At 65.9% G+C, this 24610-nt stretch carries 23 protein-coding genes and 1 pseudogene; 15 read left to right on the forward strand and 9 right to left on the reverse strand.

Features of this window, described 5'->3' with window-relative positions; all coding sequences use genetic code 11:
- A pseudogene (locus tag A5707_RS10710) lies at positions 1 to 79 on the forward strand (WXG100 family type VII secretion target); the annotation flags it as partial.
- Here the strand turns inward: A5707_RS10710 and A5707_RS10715 are convergent.
- On the reverse strand, positions 76 to 1053 hold the full coding sequence (locus A5707_RS10715) for a quinone oxidoreductase family protein (RefSeq protein WP_065014491.1): 978 nt from the start codon (positions 1051 to 1053) through the stop codon (positions 76 to 78). The pseudogene A5707_RS10710 and the gene A5707_RS10715 sit on opposite strands and share 4 nt — an antisense overlap.
- 31 nt (positions 1054 to 1084) lie before the next feature.
- Here A5707_RS10715 and A5707_RS10720 point away from each other — a divergent pair, with 31 nt between their 5' ends.
- Entirely contained in the window at positions 1085 to 1747 is a 663-nt protein-coding gene (locus A5707_RS10720; protein WP_082969388.1) for a hypothetical protein, read from the forward strand.
- On the opposite strand, the gene A5707_RS10725 is transcribed toward A5707_RS10720, so the two are convergent.
- From A5707_RS10725 to mptB, 4 genes are all read right to left on the reverse strand, one after another.
- Positions 1640 to 2608, reverse strand: coding sequence for a COX15/CtaA family protein (locus A5707_RS10725; protein ID WP_197495304.1), 969 nt, complete (start codon positions 2606 to 2608; stop codon positions 1640 to 1642). The two genes, A5707_RS10720 and A5707_RS10725, sit on opposite strands and share 108 nt — an antisense overlap.
- Positions 2609 to 2794: 186 nt before the next feature.
- Entirely contained in the window at positions 2795 to 3571 is a 777-nt protein-coding gene (locus A5707_RS10730; RefSeq protein WP_065014471.1) for an ABC transporter permease, read from the reverse strand.
- Positions 3568 to 4494, reverse strand: a complete 927-nt coding sequence (locus tag A5707_RS10735) for an ABC transporter ATP-binding protein (protein ID WP_156657770.1) — start codon at positions 4492 to 4494, stop codon at positions 3568 to 3570. The genes A5707_RS10730 and A5707_RS10735 overlap by 4 nt, the downstream gene beginning before the upstream one ends.
- Positions 4491 to 6203, reverse strand: coding sequence for a polyprenol phosphomannose-dependent alpha 1,6 mannosyltransferase MptB (gene mptB / locus A5707_RS10740; protein ID WP_065014472.1), 1713 nt, complete (start codon positions 6201 to 6203; stop codon positions 4491 to 4493). The genes A5707_RS10735 and mptB overlap by 4 nt, the downstream gene beginning before the upstream one ends.
- Before the next feature lie 126 nt (positions 6204 to 6329).
- Between mptB and A5707_RS10745 the strand changes: the two genes are divergently transcribed.
- The 8 genes from A5707_RS10745 to zwf all read left to right on the forward strand — a co-directional run bounded on the left by A5707_RS10745 (position 6330) and on the right by zwf (position 14104).
- Positions 6330 to 7109 (forward strand): helix-turn-helix transcriptional regulator, encoded by a 780-nt coding sequence (locus A5707_RS10745; protein ID WP_065014473.1) that lies wholly within the window; start codon positions 6330 to 6332, stop codon positions 7107 to 7109.
- On the forward strand, positions 7106 to 8551 hold the full coding sequence (sufB, locus tag A5707_RS10750; protein WP_065014474.1) for a Fe-S cluster assembly protein SufB: 1446 nt from the start codon (positions 7106 to 7108) through the stop codon (positions 8549 to 8551). The genes A5707_RS10745 and sufB overlap by 4 nt, the downstream gene beginning before the upstream one ends.
- Entirely contained in the window at positions 8551 to 9729 is a 1179-nt protein-coding gene (gene sufD, locus A5707_RS10755) for a Fe-S cluster assembly protein SufD (protein ID WP_065014475.1), read from the forward strand. The genes sufB and sufD overlap by 1 nt, the downstream gene beginning before the upstream one ends.
- Positions 9726 to 10505 carry a Fe-S cluster assembly ATPase SufC gene (gene sufC / locus A5707_RS10760; protein WP_065014476.1) on the forward strand — a complete coding sequence of 260 codons (780 nt, stop codon included), beginning with the start codon at positions 9726 to 9728 and terminating at the stop codon, positions 10503 to 10505. Before sufD ends, sufC begins: the two co-directional genes overlap by 4 nt.
- Positions 10506 to 10508: 3 nt before the next feature.
- A complete protein-coding gene (locus tag A5707_RS10765; protein WP_065014477.1) occupies positions 10509 to 11750 on the forward strand; it encodes a cysteine desulfurase in 1242 nt (413 codons plus the stop codon).
- Positions 11747 to 12235 (forward strand): Fe-S cluster assembly sulfur transfer protein SufU, encoded by a 489-nt coding sequence (sufU, locus tag A5707_RS10770; RefSeq protein ID WP_156657772.1) that lies wholly within the window; start codon positions 11747 to 11749, stop codon positions 12233 to 12235. Before A5707_RS10765 ends, sufU begins: the two co-directional genes overlap by 4 nt.
- Positions 12210 to 12557, forward strand: coding sequence for a metal-sulfur cluster assembly factor (locus A5707_RS10775; RefSeq protein ID WP_065014479.1), 348 nt, complete (start codon positions 12210 to 12212; stop codon positions 12555 to 12557). The genes sufU and A5707_RS10775 overlap by 26 nt, the downstream gene beginning before the upstream one ends.
- Positions 12558 to 12634: 77 nt before the next feature.
- Positions 12635 to 14104, forward strand: a complete 1470-nt coding sequence (gene zwf, locus A5707_RS10780) for a glucose-6-phosphate dehydrogenase (protein WP_065014480.1) — start codon at positions 12635 to 12637, stop codon at positions 14102 to 14104.
- Here the strand turns inward: zwf and A5707_RS10785 are convergent.
- Both A5707_RS10785 and A5707_RS10790 read right to left on the reverse strand, forming a co-directional pair.
- Positions 14101 to 15933: an acyl-CoA dehydrogenase gene (locus tag A5707_RS10785; protein ID WP_065014481.1), complete on the reverse strand. Its 1833-nt coding sequence runs from the start codon at positions 15931 to 15933 to the stop codon at positions 14101 to 14103. The genes zwf and A5707_RS10785 overlap by 4 nt on opposite strands.
- 183 nt (positions 15934 to 16116) lie before the next feature.
- Positions 16117 to 16869 carry a hypothetical protein gene (locus A5707_RS10790; RefSeq protein ID WP_065014482.1) on the reverse strand — a complete coding sequence of 251 codons (753 nt, stop codon included), beginning with the start codon at positions 16867 to 16869 and terminating at the stop codon, positions 16117 to 16119.
- An 89-nt stretch (positions 16870 to 16958) separates the two neighbouring features.
- On the opposite strand from A5707_RS10790, the gene A5707_RS10795 reads away from it, so the two are divergent.
- The 5 genes from A5707_RS10795 to A5707_RS10815 all read left to right on the forward strand — a co-directional run bounded on the left by A5707_RS10795 (position 16959) and on the right by A5707_RS10815 (position 21080).
- A complete protein-coding gene (locus A5707_RS10795) occupies positions 16959 to 17771 on the forward strand; it encodes an MBL fold metallo-hydrolase (RefSeq protein WP_065014483.1) in 813 nt (270 codons plus the stop codon).
- Positions 17772 to 17935: 164 nt separating this feature from the next.
- Positions 17936 to 18301, forward strand: coding sequence for a thioredoxin (gene trxA / locus A5707_RS10800; RefSeq protein WP_065014484.1), 366 nt, complete (start codon positions 17936 to 17938; stop codon positions 18299 to 18301).
- Positions 18302 to 18316: 15 nt separating this feature from the next.
- Complete coding sequence (locus tag A5707_RS10805; RefSeq protein WP_419866414.1) at positions 18317 to 19150, forward strand: enoyl-CoA hydratase; 834 nt, start codon at positions 18317 to 18319, stop codon at positions 19148 to 19150.
- 24 nt (positions 19151 to 19174) lie between these two features.
- Entirely contained in the window at positions 19175 to 20803 is a 1629-nt protein-coding gene (locus A5707_RS10810) for an ABC-F family ATP-binding cassette domain-containing protein (protein ID WP_065014494.1), read from the forward strand.
- 85 nt (positions 20804 to 20888) lie between these two features.
- Positions 20889 to 21080: a helix-turn-helix domain-containing protein gene (locus tag A5707_RS10815; protein WP_065014495.1), complete on the forward strand. Its 192-nt coding sequence runs from the start codon at positions 20889 to 20891 to the stop codon at positions 21078 to 21080.
- An 84-nt stretch (positions 21081 to 21164) separates the two neighbouring features.
- Here A5707_RS10815 and A5707_RS10820 read toward each other — a convergent pair whose 3' ends face one another.
- Together A5707_RS10820 and A5707_RS10825 are read right to left on the reverse strand one after the other, a co-directional pair.
- Positions 21165 to 21728, reverse strand: coding sequence for a TetR/AcrR family transcriptional regulator (locus A5707_RS10820; protein ID WP_065014486.1), 564 nt, complete (start codon positions 21726 to 21728; stop codon positions 21165 to 21167).
- Between the two features lie 12 nt (positions 21729 to 21740).
- A complete protein-coding gene (locus tag A5707_RS10825; RefSeq protein WP_156657774.1) occupies positions 21741 to 24563 on the reverse strand; it encodes an aconitate hydratase in 2823 nt (940 codons plus the stop codon).
- Between the last annotated feature and the right edge of the window lie 47 nt (positions 24564 to 24610).

Consider the following 24610-nt stretch of genomic DNA (forward strand, 5'->3'; position numbering starts at 1 on the left):
CATGGCGGGCACCCATGAGGCCAACACCATGGCCATGCTGGCCCGCGACCAAGCCGAAGCCGCCAAATGGGGCGGCTAAGGCACCAGCACGATCGAGCCGACCGTTTTTCGGTCCTGCAGATCGCGGTGCGCTTGAGCGGCCTTGGCTAGCGGATAGCGTTCGCTGACGGTCACCGTGATCGAGCCAGCGGCGATAGCGTCGAACAATTCCCCACTGCGCCAGCCGAATTCGTCGCCAGTACGGGTGAAGTGGACGAGTGACGGCCGGGTGAGGTATACCGAGCCGGCGGCGTTGAGTCGTTGCGGGTCAACCGGCGGGACCGGACCGCTGGCCGCGCCGAACAAGGCCAATGTCCCGCGCATCGCAAGGCTGGCCAGGCTGGCGTCGAAGGTGTTGGCCCCGACACCGTCATACACGGCGGCGACGCCGTCGCCGTCGGTCGATTCGCGTATCCGCCTGGCGAATTCGTCGACATCGTCGCCGGGGTAGTCCAGCACCTCGGCGGCGCCGGCTTGGCGGGACAGCTCGGCTTTGGCCGGCGTCGACACGGTGGTGATCACCCGGACACCCAAGCTGACCGCCCACTGCGTCAGGATCAGGCCGACCCCGCCCGCTCCCGCGTGCACCAGCACGGTGTCGTCGGGCGCGGCGGGATAGACCGACTTGAGCAGATAGTGGGCCGTCATCCCCTTCAGCAGTGCCGAGGCCGCGACGTCGAAATCAACAGCGGACGGCAGGGGAGCTACGAATTCAGCCGGTGCCGTGCAGAATTCGGCATAGGCGCCAGAGGCGGTTGCGGTCACGACTCGGTCGCCTACCGCTAGGGCGCTCACGTCGTCGCCGACGGCCGCCACTGTCCCGGCCACCTCCGTGCCGAGGATGAACGGGAGCTCGCGGGGATACTGGCCGGACCGGAAGTAGGTGTCGATGAAGTTGACGCCGATCGCTTCGGCTTTGATGAGCACTTCGCCGGCGCGGGGAGAGGGCTGCGGCTTGTCGGTGTAGTGCAAAACTTCCGGCCCACCAATTTCGGCGACTTCGATTGCATGCATGCCCACTATCATCCGCAAGTGTGAAGTGCGCATGAAGTTGGCCCGCCCCGACATTCGGCATCCCCGGATCGTGCTGGCCGGCAACGGCGACGAGGCCGGGCTGGTCACCGCGCTGCGCAAGCGCGGGTTGCATGCTCGCTGGATGTCGTGGGATGACCCCGACACCATGCACGCCGACCTGGTGATCTTGCGCGCGGGCGCCGACGGCCGGCTCGACGAGTTTTTGACCTGGAGCCGACGCGTGCCCAACTTGCTCAACGCGCCCGACGTCGTGGCCTGGAACACCACCGAGCGATACCTGCGCGACCTGGCGCAGACCGGAGTGCCGACACAGGTGGACGCGATCGCCGAGCCGACGGCGCTGGTGTTTCTGGGCGGCACCCAATCCCACGCGTTCACCCGGCGACGGTCGGTGGACGCCGACTTCGAACTGTGGGACGTCGGGTATGCCGCGTTGGACGCCGCTGCCCGACACCTGGGCATCGGCACCGGCGAGTTGCTCTACGCGCGCGCCGATGTCACGGGGGGCCCGCCCGACGCGCGGTTGGCCAGTCTTGACCTGGTGGGGCCGACGCTGGGTTGGGAGCTATTGGACCACGCTGGGCGCGAGGTCGCCGAGCGCCAGTTCGCCGTGTGCGTCGAGTCCGCCCTGGAGCGGCTGGGCCTGGGCCCGTTCTCGCATCGACGCCCATAGCGCGGCCGTCGCCGCGGTGCATACGGCCGCACCGGCGACATGCAGCGCCACCAGTGCAGGCGGTACCCCGGTGAAAAACTGCACGGTCCCGATCACACCTTGCCCGCATACCAGCACGACCAGCACGCCCAGCCGCAGCAGCACCGGCCTGGGCGCATGCACCGCGAGCAGCCCGAAGCCCAGCCCCACCAGCAGTGCCAGATAGGCCACCAGCAGCGATGAATGCATATGCACCAGCGTGGTGACCTCGATCTTCAGCCGCGGCACCGTCCGCACCGGGCTGGTGTCGCCGGCGTGTGGCCCGGCCGCGGTGACCAGCGTGCCGGTCACCAGCACTGCGGCCAGCGTGACCGCGCTGAGCGCGGTGAGCCCGCGCAGCGGTGCCACCACCCGGCGGGTGACGACACCCTCGTCGGGTTCGCCGACCTTGACGTAGAGCAGCACGGCCAGCCACACCATCGTCATCGACGCCAGCAGATGGACTGCCACCGTCCACCACAGCAGACCGGTGAGCACGGTGATGCCACCGATCACTGCCTGCAGCACCGTCGAGGCGGGCATCAACCAGGCGTAGACGAGGACCTCGGTGCGACGCCGGGCCCGGGTGACGGCCAGCACCGCCAGTGCGGCCGCGATGACGACGGCGAAAGTCACCATGCGGTTGCCGAATTCGACCGCCTGATGGATGCGGGGCACCTCTGCGACCGCGACCGGGGTGAAACTGCCGGGAAAACACTGCGGCCAGGTGGGGCAACCCAGCCCGGATGCGGTGACGCGGACGATCGCGCCGGTGACCGCGATGCCGCCCTGGGTCAGAATGACCGCCGCGGCGATGAGGCGCTGCGCGCCCAAGCTGGGCATGGGCAGCACATCCACCAGCCGCAGCAGCCATCGTCCGACGGGCAAGGTCACGACCTCGATGGTAAGCGACAAATAACTACATCGCGTAGTAGGGGCTCGCGGCGCCCGTGCCGTCCTCGAACGTCACGCCAGCGTGGCGGTGAGTGCCGAGCGTCACGCCAGCGTGGCGCTGGGGCGCGGCCGCCCTCAGGTGAAGCGGAACCAGCGCAATGCCGCCAACCCGCCCAGCGCTCCCCACACCGCCAACACGACGATGCCGAACCAGTCCAGCGACACGCTCATCGCCTGCGACAGCGCCTCGGTCAGCGCACCGGAGGGCGTGAGCCGGGCAGCCCACTTGACCGCTGTTGGGACCGTTTCCATATCCAGGGTCAATGCGCCCAACCCGGCGAAGACGAACCACAGCAGGTTGGCGACTGCCAACACGATCTCGGCGCGCAGCGTGCCGCCCAGGAGCAGGCCCAGTGCGGCGAACCCTGCCGTGCCGAGTGCGATGATGCCTGCACCTAATGCCAGACCCGCGACATGTGGACGCCAGCCAAGGCCAAAACCGATGCCGCCCAGTATGATTGACTGTAAGAACACCACCGTCACCACTGCCAGCGACTTGCCGGCGATGATGCCCCATACCGGCAACGCGGTGGCGCCCAACCGTTTGAGCGCGCCGTAGCGGCGATCGAACGCAACCGCGATTGCCTGGCCGGTGAACGCGGTGGAAATTACCGCCAATGCCATGATCACCGGTACAAACGTGGCTGCGCGGTCGTCGCCGAACGACCCCAGCGGCAACAGCGTGAGCCCCACCAGCAGGGTGATCGGAATGAACATGGTGAGCAGCAGTTGCTCACCGTTGCGCAACAGTAGCTTGAGTTCGAGGCTGAACTGCGCGGCCAACATTCGCTGCACGGTGTTGGGGTGCGGGTTGGGGGTGAAGGTGCCCGGCGGGAATAGCGTCTCACTCACGACCGCAGCTCCCGCCCGGTCAGATCCAAGAACACGTCTTCGAGGCTGCGCTGCTCCACCCGCATGCCGGTGGCCAACACGTCGATCTGCGCGCACCATGCGGTCACGGTGGCCAGCACCTGCGGGTCCACCGGGCCTTCGACCAGATACTCGCCTGGCGCCATCTCGGTCGCCTGATAGTCCTCCGGCAGCGCGGAAACCAGCAGCGACAGGTCAAGTCGCGGTGGGGCGCTGAACCGCAGCTGGTCTTTGGCGCCGCTGCGCATCAGCTCGGCCGGCGTCCCGGCGGCCACGGTGGCGCCGTGGTCGATGATCACCAGCCGGTCAGCGAGCTCTTCGGCTTCCTTGAGCTGGTGGGTGGTCAGCACTACGGTCACGCCGTCGCGGCGCAGCGCATCGATCAACTCCCACACCGTCAACCGGGCGTGCGCGTCCATCCCGGCGGTGGGTTCGTCGAGAAACACCAGTTCGGGACGGCCGACGAGCGCGCAGGCCAACGCCAGCCGCTGCTGCTGACCGCCGGATAGCCGCCGATAGGTGGTTCGTGCGGCGTCGGTCAGACCCAGCGTGCTCAGCAGCCACTGCGGATCCAGCGGATCGGCGGCATAGGCGGCGACCAGGTCGAGCATCTCGCCGGCGCGCGCGGCCGGGTAGCCGCCGCCACCCTGCAACATCACGCCGATGCGTTCCCGCAGCCGGGCGTTGTCGGTGATCGGGTTCAGGCCGAGCACTTCGATGCTGCCGGCGTCCGGGCGGACGAAACCCTCACACATCTCGACGGTCGTCGTCTTGCCGGCGCCGTTCGGGCCTAGCAGCGCGAACACCTCAGCGGCGTGCACGTCGAGGTCGAGGTTGGCCACGGCGGTTGTCGACCCGTACTGCTTGCAGACCCCGCGCAACCGCACGCGGACATCCGAGCTCACGGGGATTCAGCGTAAGCGTCAGCTACCGGCGTGGGTTGCCGGGTCTCGGTGGCGCTCACCACATCCGGGGCCACCGCATCGTGGATTAGCTCGCGGCCGGTGGTCGGCAGCGCCCGCCATGGCAATCGGGTGTAGGTCACGGCGATCAGCAGCAGCACGATGACTGTGCTGGCCACCGTGGCGTCGACGATCTGGAACAACGCGAAGCGATCACCGTTGGCGGTCGGCCCGAAAACGCCGACGACGATCGTGACGCCGATCGCCGCGATCCGGAAGCCGGGGCGGGTGGCCCAGGCAGCCAGCGGGATGATCGCCCACAACAGGTACCACGGCTGCACCACCGGAAACAGCAGCACGGTGATGCCCAGCGCGACGCCGAGCCCGCCGACCGGATGCAATCGGCCTCGGAACACCGCCACCAGCAGCCAGGCCACCATCACCGCGATGATCAGCACACCGATGCCGCGGGTCAGCGACAACACCGCGGTGGTGTGGTCGCCCAGGCCCAGCAGAATCCCGACTTGGCCGGTACCCAACGCCAACAGCGTCGGCGGCGACATCCAGCTGCGCACCACGTTGGCGGTGCCCAGCGTGTAGATCCAACCGAAGCCGAGCCGGCTGGCCCAGCCGACCACCGCCATGACCGCCAAGGCCAGCCCGGTCATCAGCCCGCCGGCCAGCAACAGCGCTCGCAGGTTGCCGCCCCACCGGTAGGCCAGGGCCATCGCCACAAATCCCAACGCGAGCAGTGACGGCAATTTCACCTGCGAGGACAGCGTGATCAGCACCGCCCCGCCGATCAGCATGCCCAGCGGCGCCCAGTCTTGGCGTTGACTTTGATCCCGCGGCAGGTGGTGGGGCAGCAGCGCCCGCCCCGAGTCGAGGCCACGCAGCGCGAACTCGGTACCGGTCAGCATCAGGCCGAGCATCAGCGCCTCGTTGTGGATCCCGGCCACCAGATGCATGATCAGCAGCGGATTGGCCGCCCCCAACCACAGTGCGCTGACCTCGGCCACCCCGCACCGGCGGGCCAGCCGCGGGGTTGCCCACACGATCAGGCCGACGCCGATCAACACCACCAGCCGATGACACAGCACGGCGGCGACGATGTTTTCCCCGGTCAACTCCGAAATCCCGCGGCCCACCCACAAGAACAGCGGCCCATAGGGGGCGGGCGTCTCCCGCCACAGACTGGGCACCGACAGCGTGAACACATGGCCAAGGCCCAAGCCCGGCGCAGGACCGACCCGGTAGGGGTCGAGACCTTCCCGGCAGATCTGGCTTTGCGCCAGGTAGGAGTAGACGTCCTTGCTGTACATCGGCGGCGCCGCCAGCAGCGGCAATACCCACAACAGCAGCGTTCGGTCCAGCTCGCCGCGCGACATGCGCCGGTCGCCCAGGGCGAATCGGCCCAGCATCAGCCAGGCCAGCGCCATCATCACCGCGCCGGTGGTGGTCATCGTCAGCGACACCGTTTGGATGCGCGACGGCAGGTTGAGCAGCCGAACCCCGAAGGTCGGGTCCTGCACCACCGGGCGAGCACCGGCCCCTAGGGCGCCGATGGCCATCAACACGGTGCCTGACGCGCCGAACAACCGGGTGCGTCGGACCGCGACCAGTTCACTATCGTTGAGCGGCGACCCGACGGCCTTTTCGTCGCCATGCCAACTGGCAATCGACGAACTCAGCGTGTGTTGGCGGGCTGCCACCAATGCAGCGTAGCGGCGATCGCAAGCGCGGCGGAGCCGGGCGCAGCGGGTCGCCGCCATCAGGCCCAGCTGCCGTAGGGTCCAGCCTCGCTGGACCCGTCGCGCGAATTTTGACACACTGGTGTTGTGAAATTCCGGTCCGACGTCCGAGCGGTCAGCGCAGGCGTCGACGCAGCCGCGACTGCCTCGTCGCACGACCGCCATACCCGAAGCGCGGTGGTGCGGTTGCTGCTGGAATCCGGCTCGATCACGGCGGGGCAGATCAGTGATGCGTTGGGCCTGTCGGCAGCCGGGGTGCGGCGCCATCTGGATGTCCTGATCGAGGCGGGTGACGCCGAGTCGGTGCGACCCGCAGCGTGGCAGCAGGCCGGTCGCGGGCGCCCGGCGAAACGGTACCGACTGACCTCGGCCGGTCGCGCGAAACTGGACCACAGCTACGACGACTTGGCAGCGGCGGCGATGCGCCAGCTTCGGGAGATCGGTGGTGAGGACGCGGTGCGCACCTTCGCTCGGCAGCGCATCGATGCGATCTTGTCCGATGTTGACCAGGCCGATTCCGAGGCCGACAGCGATCTCGAGGCGACTGCCGAGCGGATCGCGGGCGCATTCACCAAAGCCGGTTACGTCGCGAGCACGACGCGGGTCGACGGCCCGATTCACGGTGTGCAGATCTGCCAGCACCACTGCCCGGTGTCGCACGTCGCCGAGGAATTCCCGGAATTGTGCGAAGCCGAGCAGCAGGCCATGGCCGAGGTGCTGGGAACTCACGTGCAGCGGTTGGCGACCATCGTCAACGGTGATTGCGCCTGCACTACGCACGTGCCGCTGAACCCTGAGATGACGCAATCCCTTCGGCGCACAGCCCGCGTCGAAGCCACCACGAGCACACAAGGAGCGTCGCAATGACGACCATCCCCGAGGTCCACAAGCTGGGTGAACCGCTGTCGCAGGAAGAGGCCATCGCCTCGCTGGGGCGGTACGGGTACGGCTGGGCCGACTCCGACGTCGCGGGCGCCAGCGCGCAGCGCGGGCTGTCCGAGGCGGTGGTGCGCGATATCTCCGCCAAGAAGAACGAGCCGGAGTGGATGCTGGAGAACCGGCTCAAGGCGCTGCGCATCTTCGACCGCAAGCCGATGCCCAAGTGGGGTTCCAACCTCGAGGGCATCGATTTCGACAACATCAAGTACTTCGTGCGCTCCACCGAGAAGCAGGCTGCGTCTTGGGAAGATTTGCCAGAAGATATTCGCAATACCTATGACCGGCTCGGGATTCCCGAAGCAGAAAAGCAGCGATTGGTTGCTGGAGTAGCGGCTCAGTATGAGTCAGAAGTGGTTTACCACCAGATCAGAGAGGATTTAGAGGCTCAAGGTGTCATCTTCTTGGACACCGATTCTGGTTTGCGGGAGCAGCCCGAAATTTTCCAAAAATATTTCGGAACGGTAATCCCGGCCGGGGACAACAAGTTTTCTGCGCTCAATACTGCGGTCTGGAGTGGCGGGTCGTTCATTTACGTCCCACCGGGTGTGCACGTCGATATCCCGCTGCAGGCCTACTTCCGGATCAACACCGAGAACATGGGCCAGTTCGAGCGGACCCTGATCATCGTCGACGAGGACGCCTACGTCCACTACATCGAGGGCTGCACCGCGCCGATTTACAAGTCGGACTCGCTGCACTCGGCGGTGGTGGAAATCATCGTGAAGCCCGGCGGCCGTTGCCGTTACACCACGATCCAGAACTGGTCGAACAACGTCTACAACCTGGTCACCAAGCGGGCCCGCGCCGAGGCCGGCGCCACCATGGAATGGGTCGACGGCAACATCGGGTCCAAGGTCACCATGAAGTACCCGGCGGTCTGGATGACCGGTGAGCACGCCAAAGGCGAAGTGCTGTCGGTGGCGTTCGCCGGCGAAGGCCAGCACCAGGACACCGGCGCCAAAATGCTGCACCTGGCGCCCAATACGTCGAGCAACATCGTGTCCAAGTCGGTGGCCCGTAGCGGTGGCCGGTCGTCGTACCGCGGTTTGGTGCAGGTCAACAAGGGAGCGCACGGATCGCGCTCCAGCGTCAAATGCGATGCGCTGCTGGTGGATACGATCAGCCGAAGCGACACCTACCCCTATGTCGACATCCGCGAGGACGACGTCACGATGGGCCACGAGGCCACGGTGTCCAAGGTCAGCGAGAACCAACTCTTCTATCTGATGAGCCGCGGCCTGACCGAGGATGAAGCCATGGCGATGGTGGTGCGCGGCTTCGTCGAGCCGATCGCCAAAGAGCTGCCCATGGAGTACGCCCTGGAGCTCAACCGGCTGATCGAGCTGCAGATGGAAGGCGCGGTCGGATAGTGACGAATCTGACCGAAGCGGTTGAGGGTTCGGCTCTCACTGCAGTGAACAAAGGCGAGCAGTTCGCCTCGTTCGACGTCGACGCCTTCGAGGTGCCAGGGCACCGCGACGAGATCTGGCGGTTCACCCCGCTGCGGCGGCTGCGGGGCCTGCACGACGGCTCGGCGCCCGCTACCGGCCACGCCACGATCAATGTCGCCGAGCGGCCCGGGGTAACCGTGGAAACGGTCCGGCGCGGCGACCAGCGCCTCGGCGAGGGCGGTGTGCCCACCGACCGTGTTGCCGCGGAAGCGTTTTCGTCGTTCAACGCCGCAACGGTGGTGACTGTGAACACCGCTGACCCGGTGGATATCACGGTCGAAGGCCCCGGTAAGGGCGCAACGGCCTACGGGCATTTGCAGATCCGGGTCGACGAGCTCGCCGAGGCGGTCGTGGTCATCGACCATCGGGGCAGCGGAACCTACGCTGACAACGTCGAATTCGTCGTCGGCAACGCCGCCCGGCTCACGGTGGTGTGGATCGCGGACTGGGCCGACGACACCGTGCACGTCAGTGCCCACCACGCCCGGCTGGGCAAGGACGCGGTGCTGCGCCACGTCGCCGTCACGCTCGGCGGTGAGCTGGTGCGGATGACCGGCAATGTGCGGTTCGCCGCACCGGGCGGGGACGCCGAGCTGCTCGGGCTGTACTTCGCCGACGACGGCCAGCATCTCGAGTCGCGACTGCTGATCGACCACGCTCAGCCGGACTGCAAGTCCAACGTGCTGTACAAGGGTGCGCTGCAGGGAGATCCGGAATCCAACCTGCCCGACGCGCACACCGTCTGGGTGGGTGACGTCCTGATCCGGGCCGAGGCCACCGGCACCGACACCTTCGAAGTCAACCGCAATCTGGTGCTGACCGACGGGGCCCGCGCCGACTCGGTGCCCAACCTCGAGATCGAGACCGGTGAAATCGCCGGCGCCGGACACGCCAGCGCCACCGGACGATTCGACGACGAGCAGCTGTTTTATCTGCGGTCTCGCGGTATCCCCGAAGAGCAGGCCCGCCGGCTGGTGGTGCGCGGCTTCTTCGGGGAAATCATCGGCAAGATCGCGGTCCCCGAGGTGCGTGAGCGCCTGACCACAGCCATCGAACACGAACTGGCCATCACGGAATCGAGAACAACAGCCTCATGACCACTCTGGAAATCAAAGACCTGCACGTCAGCGTCGCCGACCCGTCGAACGGTGAGCACGACATCCCGATCCTCAACGGCGTGAATCTCACCGTGCGCTCCGATGAAACCCATGCGGTGATGGGCCCCAACGGGTCCGGCAAGTCCACCCTGTCGTACGCGATCGCCGGCCACCCGAAATACCAGGTGACTTCCGGGTCGATCACGCTCGACGGCGCCGACGTGCTGGACATGAGCGTGGACGAACGTGCCCGCGCGGGACTGTTTTTGGCCATGCAGTACCCCGTCGAGGTACCGGGCGTGTCGATGTCGAACTTCCTGCGCAGCGCTGCCACCGCCGTGCGCGGCGAGGCACCCAAACTGCGGCACTGGGTCAAAGAGGTCAAGGCCGCGATGGACGACCTCGACATCGACCCGGCTTTCGCCGAGCGCAGTGTCAACGAAGGCTTCTCCGGCGGTGAGAAGAAGCGCCACGAGATCCTGCAGCTGGGCCTGTTGAAGCCCAAGATCGCGATCCTCGACGAGACCGACTCGGGCCTGGACGTCGACGCGCTGCGGGTAGTCAGCGAGGGCGTCAACCGCTACGCGGAGTCCGAGCACGGCGGCATCCTGTTGATCACGCACTACACCCGTATCCTCCGCTACATCCGTCCGCAGTTCGTGCACGTGTTCGTCGGCGGGCGGATCATCGAATCGGGCGGTCCGGAGTTGGCCGACGAACTCGAAGAAAACGGTTACGAGCGATTCACCCAAACGACGGCGGCCACGGGAGCCTGATCCATGGCTCCAGTTGACGTTGCTGCGATCCGCGCGGACTTCCCGATCCTCAAACGCGTGATGCGCGGCGGAAAACAGCTGGCGTACTTGGACTCCGGTGCCACCTCCCAGCGACCGGTGCAGGTGCTCGACGCCGAACGGGAGTTTGTCGTCACCTCCAACGGCGGCGTGCACCGCGGCGCGCACCAGTTGATGGAAGAGGCCACCGACGCCTACGAACAGGGACGCGCTGATGTCGCGCAGTTCGTCGGCGCCGACACCGACGAGCTGGTGTTCACCAAGAACGCGACCGAGGCGCTCAACCTGGTGTCCTATGTGCTGGGCGACAGCCGCTTTGAGCATGCTGTTGGCCCGGGCGACGTCATCGTCACCACCGAGCTCGAGCACCACGCCAACCTGGTGCCGTGGCAGGAGCTCGCCAGGCGCACCGGCGCCACACTGCGTTGGTACGGCGTCACCGACGACGGCCGTATCGACCTGGAGTCCTTGCAGCTCGACGACCGCGTCAAAATCGTTGCGTTCAGCCATCATTCGAATGTCACCGGCGCGCTGGCCCCGGTGGACGAACTGGTAGCCAAAGCCCGCGACGTGGGTGCGCTGACCGTACTGGACGCTTGCCAGTCAGTGCCGCACGAGCCGGTCGACCTGCACGCGCTCGGTGTCGACTTCGCGGCGTTCTCTGGGCATAAAATGCTGGGGCCCAACGGGATCGGTGTGCTCTACGGCCGCCGCGAGCTGCTCGACGCGATGCCCCCGTTTCTCACCGGCGGCTCGATGATCGAGACGGTCACCATGCCGACCAGCAGCTACGCGCCGGTGCCGCAACGTTTTGAGGCCGGCACCCCGATGACCTCCCAGGTCGTCGGATTGGGTGCGGCGGCACGCTACCTGCAAGCCGTCGGCATGGACGCCGTCGAAAGCCACGAACGCTCACTCACCGCCGCCGCGCTCGAGGGTCTGTCGGCCATCGACGGCGTGCGGATCATTGGCCCCGCCACGATGGAAAACCGGGGCTCGCCGGTGTCGTTCGTCGTCGACGGTGTGCACGCCCATGACGTCGGGCAGGTTCTCGACGACGAGGGTGTTGCCGTGCGGGTCGGGCACCACTGCGCGATGCCCCTGCATGCCAGGTTCGGCATTGCCGCCACTGCCCGGGCGTCGTTTGCGGTGTACAACACCTTCGACGAGGTGGACCGGTTGGTGGCCGGTGTGCGACGCGCATTGGACTTTTTCGGCGGGGCCTGATTGTGCGCCTTGAGCAGATGTATCAGGACGTGATCCTCGATCACTACAAGCATCCGCAGCACCGCGGGTTGCGGGAGCCGTTCGGTGCGGAGGTCTATCACAAGAACCCGGTCTGTGGTGACGACGTGACCCTGCGGGTGATGCTGTCCGACGACGGCGAACAGGTCGTCGACGTGTCCTACGACGGCCAGGGTTGCTCGATCAGCCAGGCGGCGACCTCGGTGCTCACCGAGCAGGTGATCGGGCAGAGCGTGGGGCAGGCGATCAAGGCCGTCACCGCGTTCACCGAGATGGTGTCCTCACGCGGAACCGTCGAAGGCGATGAGGACGTGCTCGGCGACGGCATCGCGTTCGCCGGAGTCGCCAAGTACCCGGCGCGCGTCAAATGCGCGCTGTTGGGCTGGATGGCATTTAAAGATGCGCTGGCTCAAGCCAGCGCAGACCTCGAGGAGGGTAAGGATGAGCGAAACCGCCGCACCGGATAACGAATTGCTCGCCGACGTCGATGAAGCGATGCACGACGTCGTCGACCCCGAGCTGGGCATCAACGTCGTGGATCTGGGCCTGGTCTACGGCTTGGGCCTGGAGGAGGGCGAGGAAGGCACCATCGCGCTGATCGATATGACCCTGACGTCGCCGGCCTGTCCGCTCACCGACGTCATCGAAGACCAGACGCGCGCCGCGCTGATCGGCGCCGGGTTGGTCGACGAGCTGCGGATCAACTGGGTGTGGAACCCGCCGTGGGGGCCGGACAAGATCACCGACGACGGCCGCGACCAACTGCGCGCGCTCGGCTTCACTGTCTGACGCGACGGCCTGAGCAGGCGCCACTGACCTGCGCGGTTGGGTTTCGTCGCACGCGTCTCTGGCTACCTACCATGGTTATGACTGATTCGGCGAAGTCCCGGGAAGCCGACCGAGCGGGCAGAAGTACGGAGCCGCACGTCGTCGTCATTTTCGGCGCCACAGGTGATTTAGCGCGCCGCAAGTTACTGCCGGGCATGTTCCATCTTTCCTGCTCGAACCTCGCTCCCGAAATCCGCATCGTCGGCACGTCACTGGACGACCTCGACACCGACGCCTTTCGCAAGCTGGCGCATAAGGCCTGCCACGAGTTCTCCAGCCACGAGGTCTCCGATGAATCACTCGACCGGTTCAAGACAAACTTGACCTACCTCCCGCAGAGTGCCGGCGCAGAAGCATTAGGCACCGCCGTGCGCGAGCAGATCGAGGAACTCGGCGGTGATGCCCGGCTCCTGCACTATCTGAGCGTGCCGCCGTCGGCGGCGATGGCAGTTCTGGAGACCCTGCACGAGGCGGACTTGGTGCAGCACTCCCGCGTGGTCATGGAGAAGCCGTTCGGCACCGATCTGCAGAGCGCGCGGGAACTCAACGAGTCGATCCATCAACGCTTCGAGGAAGAACGGATCTTCCGGATCGACCACTTTCTCGGCAAAGAGCCCGCGCAGAACATTCTGGCCTTCCGGTTCGCGAACGGGTTGTTCGAGCCGATTTGGAACCGAAACTTCATCGACCACATCCAAATCGACGTGCCCGAGAAGCTCACGTTGGAGGGGCGCGCGCAGTTCTACGAGTCGGTGGGGGCGTTCCGGGACATGGTGGTCACGCATTTGTTCCAGATTCTGGCGTTCGTGGCGATGGAACCGCCCACCGAGTTGGCTCCGCATGCGATCACCGACGAGAAGAACAAGGTGTTCCGCTCGATGCGCCCGCTCGATCCAACCCACGTCGTGCGCGGACAGTACAAGGGCTACCTCGACGAGCCCGGGGTGTCAGCGGGATCGGACACCGATACGTTCGTCGCGCTCAAGTGCGAGATCGACAACTGGCGGTGGGCGGGTGTCCCGTTTTATCTCCGGACCGGCAAGGGTCTCGCGGAGGGCCAGCGCATCATCTCGATCGCCTTCAACGAGCCACCGAAGAGCATGTTTCCGCCCGGATCCGGTGTGGGGCAACATGGTCCGGATCACTTGACGTTTGATCTCGCCGATGTGGGCAAGATGTCGCTGTCGTTCTACGGCAAGCGGCCCGGGCCGGGCATGAAGCTGGACAAACTGAGCCTGCAGTTCACGGTCGAAGAGACCGGTCATGCCGGCGAGGTCCTCGAGGCCTACGAACGGCTCCTTCTCGACGCGATGCGTGGTGACCGCACGTTGTACACGACGGCCGAAGGCATCGAACGACTGTGGGAGATCTCGGCACCGTTGTTGGACGATCCACCGCCCGTGCGCAGCTATGACCTCGACTCGTGGGGGCCGAATGCGATCCATCAGTTGATTGCCCCCAGGGCGTGGCGCCTGCCATTCGAACGGGTGTGGCGGGGCAAGAATTAGAACGCCGCCTCCGGCATACGCATGATGGCGTCGTCGAGGGATTCGATGATGCCGCGCAGCGCCGTCAGGCTCGGAAGCATGTTTTTGGCGAAGAACGACGCGGCCGCGATCTTGCCTCGGTAGAACGCGTCGTCATTGTTCGTTGCCACGTCGGCGAGGGCCGCTGTCGCGACATCGGCCTGCACCAGTAGCCGCCAGCCGATGAGCAGATCGCCGACGGCGAGCAGGAATCGCACGGACGCAAGCCCTACCTTGTAGACCTCCGACACGTGCTGGGCGGCCGCCATGAAGTATCGGCTCAGCGCGGTCGTCATCGCGTGGACATCGTCGACTGCGACGCCAAGCCGCAGGGCGGGTTCTCGTAGCGTCTCATCGCAGGTATCGACAGTGTGGCGGATCTGGGACGCCACGTGGTTTAACGCCGTTCCGCCGTCGCGAATGACTTTGCGGAAAAAGAAGTCCAGTGCCTGGATGGCGGTGGTGCCCTCGTAGAGCGAATCGATCTTGGCGTCGCGGATGTACTGTTCGAGGGGGTAATCGGCCGAATACCCCGACCCGCCCAGCGTCTGCAGCGACTCGGTGAGCGTTTCGTAGGCCCGTTCCGAGCCCGCTCCTTTGACCACGGGTAGCAGCAAATCGGCGACTCGGGCCGCCATGTCTGGCTCGATGTCTGAAATCTGTTGTGCCACGGCGTGTTCCTGGTGGGCCGCGGCATACATATAGAGTGCGCGCAGGCCTTCGGCGTAGGCCTTCTGGGTCATCAAGCTGCGCCGCACGTCGGGGTGATGCATGATGGTCACCCGGGCGGCGGCCTCGTCGCTCATCAGCGTCAGATCCGGGCCCTGCACCCGCTCCTTGGCGAAGGCCAGTGCGTTGAGGTACCCGGTGGACAGTGTTCCGGCCGATTTGACGCCGATTGTCATGCGGGCGTGGGTGATAACGGTGAACATTTGCGCGATCCCGTTGTGCACGTCGCCGACCAGGTAGCCAACGGCCGGCACGCCATGGCCGCCGAAGGTCAACTCGCAGGTGGGGGAGGACTTCAGGCCCATCTTGTGTTCCAGCCCGGTAGCGAAAACGCCGTTGCGCGAACCTAGTTCGAACGTGTCGGGATCGAATAGGTACTTGGGCACGTAGAACAGGCTCAGCCCTTTGGTGCCGGGGCCGGCGCCCTCGGGCCGGGCAAGGACGAGATGGAAGATGTTCTCGGTGGTGTCGCCCACGTCGCCGCCGGAGATGAACCGCTTGACGCCCTCGATGTGCCAGGTGCCGTCCGGTTGCGCAATGGCTTTGGTGCGGCCTGCCCCGACATCAGAACCGGCGTCTGCTTCGGTCAGCACCATGGTGGCTGACCAGCCGCGCTGAAGGCCCGCGGCCGCCCACCGCTTCTGCTCGTCGGTGCCCTCGATGTACAGCGCGTGGGCCATCGCCGGACCGAGGTTGTAGAAGAAGCCCGCAGACGGATTCGCGGAGAGCAGCATCTCGGTGACTGCCCAGGTCAGTGGGGCCGGCGCGGGAATGCCGCCGATTCCCTCGGCAAGTCCGATCCGCCACCATTCGGCGTCTTTGACCGCCTGCACGGATTTGGCGAACTCGGCCGGGACGCTGATCGTGTGGCGTTGCGGGTCGAAGACTGGTGGATTGCGGTCGCCGTCGGCGAAGGAGTCCGCGACCGGTCCCTCTGCCAAGCGGGCGACCTCGTCGAGCATCGAAGAGGCCGTGTCAGTGTCGAGATCGCGGTAGCGGCCGGCCCCCAGGACGCCGCCGATGTTGAGTACCTCGAACAGATTGAACTTGAGATCGCGAACATTGGCGATGTAGTGCCCCACCGGGTTCCCCCTTCCCTGTCGAACTGCAACGCAGTGTCTCCGAGGCGGGAATGGGTACGCAAGCGTAACCTACGCTGACGCAACCGTAACCTACGGTGACGCAACCGTAGGGTCCGACATCACCGACGACCGCGCGAGAGTTGCTACAGCGCAGCCGATTTCACGCCGTCCGCGCAGCTTGGCCTAGCGGTGGAAGTGGGGCAGGCGGGGGATGCGGAAGTGGTGGTGTGGACGGCCCATCGGTGGGCACGGTTCCAAGTCGATGCTGTCCGCATGCAGCACACCGCTGTCCTGAGTTCCCTGTGCAGCCAGGCACTTGCCATTCTGGATCGCTTGTTCGTTGGTGACTGCGTGTTTTTGGTAGGTGGTCGAGTCGCTGACGTTGACGTCGGTGTGCACGGTCTTGCCGGTCGGATCGGTGCTGTCGACGGCAATGGCGTTGCCCGTCACTGACTTGACCGTCCCTGAAACACCGGCGGGCGGCCCGCCGGGTGGAGGCGGCGGGCACTTGCCGCCCACGGAAGGGCTGATCGTCACCGACTGTGCGGGGACCGGCCCGCCAGCGGGGGCGCTCTGCGCGACGGGCTCGATGTCGACGCAACTGCCGTGGGTGACGTCGGTCAGCTGAGCCGGACGCAACTCCGTGACCATCGTCGCTGGTGTGAAGTCGACCGTCACCGCGGCCCTGTCGCGCTGGGTCAGCTGGATCGTGTTGCCCGATACCGATCGGACCAGGCCTTCGACGTGGTCGTGGCCCATCGGCGGCGCCGGCGGCGGATTGGGCGCAGAACTCGCCGCACTCGTCGTCGGGCTTGCCGAAGCGCTGGGTTTACCGGCGTTTTCGTTATTCGAATTCCCGCATGCGGCGATCGACAATGCGGTGAAGGCAGCCACCGTGGCGGCTGTCAGTCGGCGAATATGCGGGGTGGCGGACATGGCGGGTCTCCGGCCTGGTTTGCAGTACACGCGGGTACCCGCTGCGGCGGCGGATCGAACAGTCATCAGCCGCGCTTAGAGTTGGAACCATGTTCTGGGTGTGCAGGACCTGTGGCGTCGAGCATGCGACCGCGTCGGCGGTGTGCAAGATCTGCGCCGACGAACGGCAATGGGTGCCCAGCGCCGGCCAACAGTGGGCGACGCTCGAAGAGTTGGCCGCAGAAGGAATGCGGTCGCAGGTCACCGAAATCGAAAGCGGGCTTCTCGGCATTGGAAGTTCACCGCCGTTGGGCATCGGGCAACTGGGAAAGCTGGTGTGCACCAACGCCGGCAACGTGTTGTGGGATCCCTCCGGTTTTGTCGACGACGCTGCCGTCGCCGCGGTAGCCGAGCGCGGTCCGGTCATCGGGATCGCGAGCAGCCACCCGCACATGTTCGGCGCGCAGGTGGAGTGGAGTCATCGGCTCGGCGGCGTCCCGGTATACGTCAACGCCGCCGACGCCGAATGGGTGATGCGCCCCGATCCGGTGATCGAGCAGTGGTCGGACCGCCTGACGCTGGCGCCGTCGCTGACGGTCGCCCGGGTCGGCGGGCATTTCCCCGGCAGCGCGGTGGCCTGCTGGAGCGACGGCGCCGACGGCCGCGGCGTGCTGCTGGTCGGCGACACCGTGTTTCCCAACCCGGATCGGCGCACGGTCGGGTTTTTGCGCAGCTACCCGAATCGGCTGCCGTTGTCGGCGGCGGTGGTGCAGCGGATGGCCGACACGCTGTCGGGACTGCGGTTCGACCGCATCTACGGCCTGTTCACCAATTCGATCGACACCGACGGGCAGGCCGCCGTCCAGCGATCGGCGGCGCGCCACGCGGCCTGGGTCCGCGGCGACTACGACCACCTGACGTGACGTCACGTCGAGTGTGAACTCACGGCTTTCAGTGTGAACACAGGGCGAAAATCCGGCCACTTCGTCGCCCAGGCTTCACTCTGAAAGCCCTCAGCTCACACCCAACGCGCGACGGATGTCGCACCCCCGGGAACATCGGCGCAGCTCGTGACGTTGAGCAGGGGGTGACTACCCTAGACCTCACCGCTGAACAGTTCAACGACACCATCAACGGCAACGACATCGTGCTCGTCGACTTCTGGGCATCCTGGTGTGGGCCGTGTCGCGCGTTCGCGCCGACCTTTGCCGCATCGTCGGAGAAACACCCCGACGTCGTGCATGCCAAAGTCGACACCGAAGCCGAGCAGCAGCTGGCTGCGGCCGCCGAGATCCGCTCCATCCCCACGCTGATGGCCTTCAAGAAGGGCAAGCTGGTCTTCAACCAGGCCGGCGCGCTGCCGCCGCCGGCGTTGGAGGAGCTGGTGCAAAAGGTCAAGGACTTCGACATCGACGCCGCGATCGCGGCCCAGCAGTCCGACGACCAGGCGTAGCGAGGATCGCAAGCACTGCACGCGATAGCGTGCAGTTTCGTGAACTACGTACTCGTCGAGCATCCGCGGCCGTCGGTCGCGCAGATCACCCTCAACCGGCCGGAGCGGATGAACTCCATGGCGTTCGACGTCATGGTCCCGCTCAAAGCGACCCTGCAGGAGATTACCTACGACAACTCGGTACGGGTGGTCGTGCTGACCGGCGCCGGTCGAGGTTTTTCCTCTGGCGCCGACCACAAATCGGCGGGAGCCGTGCCGCACGTCGACGGGCTGACCCGGCCGACGTATGCGCTGCGCTCGATGGAACTGCTCGACGACGTCATCCTCGGGCTGCGGCGCCTGCATCAACCGGTGATCGCCGCGGTCAACGGCGCTGCGATCGGCGGGGGGCTGTGTTTGGCGCTGGCCGCCGATATCCGGGTTGCGTCGACCGAAGCGTATTTCCGCGCCGCCGGCATCAACAACGGGCTGACCGCCAGCGAGCTCGGCCTGAGCTATCTACTGCCACGGGCCATCGGGTCATCGCGCGCCTTCGAGCTCATGCTCACCGGCCGCGACGTCGACGCTGAGGAAGCCGAACGGATCGGGCTGGTGTCGCGTCAGGTCCCCGGCGACCAGCTGCTGGACACCTGCTATGCGATGGCTGAGCGCATCGCCGCGTTCTCCCGGCCGGGAATCGAGTTGACCAAGCGCACACTGTGGAGTGGACTGGACGCCGCTAACCTGGAGGGGCACATGCAGGCCGAAGGCCTGGGACAGCTTTTTGTTCGTCTGCTCACCGCCAATTTCGAAGAGGCGGTCGCCGCGCGCGCAGAGAAGCGGCCGGCTGTGTTCACCGACGACAAGTAACGCCATCCGAATAGGAGAGTGACCGTGATCACGGCAACGGACCTCGAGGTCCGCGCTGGCGCGCGCACACTGCTCTCCGCTGACGGACCGGCACTGCGGGTGCAGCCCGGTGACCGCATCGGGTTAGTCGGACGCAACGGCGCCGGCAAGACCACCACGCTGCGCATCCTCGCCGGCGAGGGCGAGCCGTATGCCGGCACGGTGGCCCGCACCGGCGAGATCGGTTATCTGCCGCAGGATCCCAAAGAGGGCGACCTCGACGTGTTGGCCCGCGACCGGGTGCTCTCCGCCCGCGGCCTCGACACGCTGCTGACCGATCTGGAAAAGCAACAGGCGCTGATGGCCGAGGTCGCCGACGACGACGCTCGCGATCGCGCCGTGCGCCGCTACGGCCAACTCGAGGAGCGATTCGCCGCGCTGGGCGGCTACGGTGCCGAAAGCGAAGCGGGCCGGATTTGCGCCAGTCTCGGGCTGCCCGAACGGGTGTTGACTCAGCCGCTGCGCACCTTGTCGGGCGGACAGCGGCGCCGGGTGGAGTTGGCGCGCATCCTGTTCGCCGCATCCGATACCGGCGCAGGTTCGGCCACCACCCTTTTACTCGACGAGCCGACCAACCACCTCGACGCCGATTCACTGGGCTGGCTGCGGGATTTCCTACGCACCCATACTGGCGGGCTGGTGGTGATCAGCCACAACGTCGACCTGCTGGCCGATGTCGTCAATCGGGTGTGGTTCCTCGACGCCGTGCGCGGCGAGGTCGACGTGTACAACATGGGCTGGCAGAAGTATCTGGATGCCCGCGCCACCGATGAGCAGCGCCGCCGCCGGGAACGGGTGAACGCCGAACGCAAAGCCACCGCATTGCGCACCCAGGCCGCCAAGCTGGGCGCCAAGGCAACCAAAGCCGTTGCAGCGCAAAACATGTTGCGGCGTGCCGATCGGATGATGGCTGCGCTGGACGAAGAGCGCGCAGCCGACAAGGTTGCCCGGATCAAATTCCCGAGTCCGGCAGCGTGCGGTCGCACGCCGCTGGTTGCCAACGGGCTGACCAAGACGTACGGCTCGTTGGAAGTGTTCACCGGCGTCGATCTGGCCATCGACCGTGGGTCACGGGTGGTGGTGCTCGGGCTCAACGGCGCCGGCAAGACGACGCTGTTGCGGCTGCTGGCCGGTGTCGAGCAAGCCGACGCCGGAGCGCTGGCGCCTGGACATGGTTTGAAAATCGGGTATTTCGCGCAGGAACACGACACCCTCGACGACACTGCGACGGTATGGCAGAACATCCGGCACGCGGCGCCCGACTCCGGTGAGCAGGATTTGCGTGGTCTGCTGGGTGCGTTCATGTTCAGCGGGCCGCAGCTCGACCAGTTGGCCGGCACGCTTTCCGGTGGAGAGAAGACTCGGCTGGCGCTGGCCGGGCTAGTGGCGTCCACCGCAAATGTGTTGCTGCTCGACGAGCCCACCAACAATCTCGATCCAGCTTCGCGCGAACAGGTGCTCGATGCGCTGCGCAGTTACACCGGCGCGGTGGTACTGGTGACGCACGATCCCGGAGCGGCCGAGGCGCTGGATCCGCAACGCGTCGTGCTGCTGCCCGATGGCACCGAAGACCATTGGTCCGACGAGTATCGGGATCTCATCGAGTTGGCCTGACGGCGATTTCGCGAAATCGGTCCGGCGACGACGGCCGCTTCCTACGCTGATGCGCGTGGGGTTCCAGCGAAGCGGGGAGGTGCCGATGAGGAAGTCGAAGAAAACACGCGACCAACTGCTGGTCGAGTTGCGCAGCGCGTATGAGGGTGGGGCCAGCATTCGCAAGCTGGTGGCGTCCACCGGCCGATCGTATGGATCAATTCACAGCATGCTGCGCGAGTCGGGCACGCCGATGCGCAGCCGCGGCGGGCCCAACCACCGCACCCGCACAGCCTGACTTTTCTGGCGCGAGCGTGCGTGTCCCCGCCGACACTCCGTATTTGAACCTGGGTTGCTCGCACTCTCGCGCAGGGACAACGAACTAGCTCTGCCGCACCGAGCTTTCGACCAAATCCAGCACGGCGGCAAGGCGTTGCACATCTTCACCGGATGCGAGCCGGGCCACCAACCCGTCCAGCACCAGGTCCAGGTAGCACTGCAACACGTCGCTGGGCACGTCGTCGCGTAGCCGGCCCGCCTGCTTCTGCCGCCGCAACCGAGCTGTGGTCGCCGCGGCGAGCTCGGCGGAACGCTCCGCCCACCCCCGGCTGAACGCGGGGTCGTTGCGCAGCTTGCGGGCGATCTCCAATCGCGTGGCAAGCCAATCGAACTGGTCGGGCGCAGCGAGCAAGTCACGCATCACCTGGATCAGCCCCTCGCGGGATGCCACGGCCGCCATCCGCTCGGCATCTTCGCGTGCCAGCTCGAAGAACAGCGTGTCCTTGTCGCGGAAGTGGTGAAAGATCGCACCCCGCGACAACCCGATGGCCCGCTCGAGCCGACGCACCGTCGCGTTCTCGTAGCCGTACTCGGCAAAGCAGCGGCGAGCGCCGTCGAGGATTTGACGACGTCGGGCCGCCAGATGGTCCTGGCTGACCTTGGGCACAGGCGACGCCGGCTAGTTCGACCTGAGCATGTTGCGCAGCACGTACTGCAGGATGCCGCCGTTGCGGTAGTAGTCGGCCTCACCGGGGGTGTCGATGCGCACCACCGCATCGAATTCAACCGGCTTACCGCCCTCCTTGCTGGCCTTGACATGCACCGTCTTCGGCGTCTTGCCGTCGTTGAGTTCCTCGATACCGGTGATGTCGAACACCTCGGTGCCGTCGAGCCCCAGCGACTCGGCGCTGCGGCCCTCCGGGAACTGCAGCGGGATCACGCCCATGCCGATCAGGTTGGAGCGGTGGATACGCTCGAACGACTCGGCGATCACCGCCCGCACACCCAGCAACAGCGTGCCCTTGGCCGCCCAGTCCCGCGACGACCCGGACCCGTACTCCTTGCCGCCCAGCACCACCAGCGGAACGTTTTGTGCCGCATAGTTTTGCGCCGCGTCGTAGATAAACGCCTGCGGCCCGCCGTCCTGGGTGAAGTCGCGGGTGTACCCGCCGGCCACGTCGTCGAGCAGCAGGTTGCGCAACCGGATGTTGGCGAAGGTGCCGCGGATCATCACCTCGTGGTTGCCGCGCCGCGACCCGAAGGAGTTGTAGTCCTTGCGCTCGACCCCATGCTCGTCGAGGTACTGGGCCGCCGGAGTCCCCGGCTTGATGCTGCCCGCCGGCGAGATGTGGTCGGTGGTCACCGAATCGCCCAGCAGCGCCAGCACCCGGGCGCCGCTGATGTCGCTGACCGGTTCCGGGTCGGCCGACATCCCCTCGAAGTACGGCGGCTTACGCACGTAAGTCGAATCGGTGTCCCACTCAAAGGTATTGCCGCTGGGCGTGGGCAGGTTGCGCCACCGCTCGTCGCCTTTGAACACGTCGGCGTAGTTCTTGGTGAACATCTCCTGGTTGATCGCCGAGGCGATGGTGTCGGAGACATCTTTCTGCGACGGCCAGATGTCGCGCAGGAAAACGTCGTTGCCCTCTTTATCGGTACCGAGCGGCTGCGATTCGAAATCGAAGTCCATCGAGCCGGCCAGCGCGTAGGCGACCACCAGCGGGGGAGAAGCCAGGTAGTTCATCTTGACGTCCGGGTTGATGCGACCCTCGAAGTTGCGGTTGCCCGACAGCACCGCCGCGACCGACAGGTCGTTGTTGTTGATCGCTTTCGAGATTTCCTCGGGCAGTGGGCCGGAGTTGCCGATGCACGTCGTGCAGCCGTAGCCGACCAGGTAGAAGCCCAGTTTCTCCAGATACGGCCATAGACCGGCTTTTTCGTAGTAGTCGTGAACAACCTGCGAGCCGGGCGCCATGGTGGTCTTCACCCACGGCTTGGAGGCCAAGCCTTTCTCGACGGCGTTGCGTGCCAACAGCGCCGCGCCCAGCATCACTTCGGGGTTGGAGGTGTTGGTGCACGACGTGACCGCTGCGATCACCACCGCGCCGTGGTCGATCACGAAGTCTCCCAGTTCCTTGGACTGCACCGAAATGGGGTTGCTGACACGGCCTTCGGCATGAACAGCGGCTGACTTGCTCGCGGGGGTGTCGCCGTTCTCGGCGAACGATATGTTGCGCACCGCATCGCTGGCCGGGAACGTTTCGTCGACGGCCTCGTCGAGCTTCGTGTACTCCTGCTTGTCGGGATCGTCGCCGACGTAGTTCGGAATCTGCTCGCGGAAGGTGGCTTTCGCGTCGGACAGTGCGATCCGATCCTGCGGACGCTTCGGCCCGGCGATTGACGGCACCACATCGGACAGGTTGAGTTCGATGTATTCGGAGAAGGCCGGCTCGTGGGCCGGGTCGTGCCACATGCCCTGTTCTTTGGCGTATGCCTCGACGAGCGCCAACTGCTCGTCGGTGCGCCCGGTGAACCGCAGGTAGTCGATAGTCTCCTGGTCGATCGGGAAAATCGCTGCGGTAGAGCCGAATTCGGGACTCATGTTGCCCAGCGTGGCCCGGTTGGCCAACGGCACTTCGGCCACGCCCTCGCCGTAGAACTCGACGAACTTGCCGACCACTCCGTGCTCGCGCAGCATCTCGGTGACGGTGAGCACGACGTCGGTGGCGGTCACGCCCGGCTGGATCTCACCGGTCAGCTTGAAGCCGACCACCCGCGGAATCAGCATGGACACCGGTTGTCCGAGCATCGCGGCCTCGGCCTCGATGCCGCCCACGCCCCAGCCCAGCACGCCCAGGCCGTTGACCATCGTGGTGTGCGAGTCGGTTCCCACACAGGTGTCCGGGTAGGCCACCCCGTCGCGCTCCATCACCACGCTGGCCAGGTATTCGATGTTGACCTGGTGCACGATGCCGGTTCCGGGGGGCACCACCTTGAAGTCCTGGAAGGCGCCCTGTCCCCAACGCAGGAACTGGTAGCGCTCCCCATTGCGTTCGTACTCGATCTCGACGTTGCGCTCGAACGCATCTGCGCGACCGAATAGGTCGGCGATCACCGAGTGGTCGATCACCAGGTCGGCCGGTGCCAACGGGTTGACCTTGTCAGGGTTGCCGCCCAGGTCGCCGACGGCCTCACGCATGGTGGCCAAGTCGACGATGCAGGGCACGCCGGTGAAGTCCTGCATCACCACTCGCGCTGGCGTGTACTGGATTTCGATGCTGGGCTCGGCCTCGGGGTCCCAGTTGGCGATGGCCTGAATGTGATCCTTGGTGATGTTGCTGCCATCCTCGTTGCGCAGCAGGTTTTCGGCCAGGACCTTCAGGCTGTAGGGGAGTTTCTCGGTGCCCGGCACCGCGGCGAGGCGATAGATCTGATAACTCTTCTCGCCGACCTTCAAGGTGTTGGAGGCGTCGAACGAATTCACCGAATCCTTGCTGCTCACATCAACTCCCGTTATTGAGTTCGGTGGCGACCCGGCCCCCGCAAGCG

This window comes from Mycobacterium kyorinense (assembly GCF_001672775.1).
GTDB classification, from domain to species: Bacteria; Actinomycetota; Actinomycetes; order Mycobacteriales; family Mycobacteriaceae; genus Mycobacterium; species Mycobacterium kyorinense_A.